Annotated in this window: 1 pseudogene; it reads right to left on the reverse strand. The window is 63.2% G+C overall.

The window, feature by feature from the left end:
- Positions 1-280, reverse strand: a pseudogene (locus BK665_RS35140) (thermonuclease family protein); the annotation flags it as partial.

Here is a 280-nt window from a genome sequence, read left to right on the forward strand (position 1 = left end):
TCCACCACGGCGCGAACGATCCAGTACCCAGCCTCGCGCCTCGATTCGCCTGCACTTGAGTCGCTCCAGCGTGGCGACATCAAACCGATCCAGCAAATTGGGTGCAACACGCAATACAACCGCGCCATGCAACTCGATCCAAACCCCGCCGCGATTGCGCTGGACCTTGCTGACACGACCGCTGAGCACGGCAAAACCGGAGGTCTTGATCTGCTCCGCTTTCAGTACAGGCGATTACCGCCACAGGCCGAGGCCGGCCTGCCGGGCCGCACGTTCCGCC

This window comes from Pseudomonas frederiksbergensis, assembly GCF_003732665.1.
Classification (GTDB): Bacteria; Pseudomonadota; Gammaproteobacteria; order Pseudomonadales; family Pseudomonadaceae; genus Aquipseudomonas; species Aquipseudomonas frederiksbergensis_G.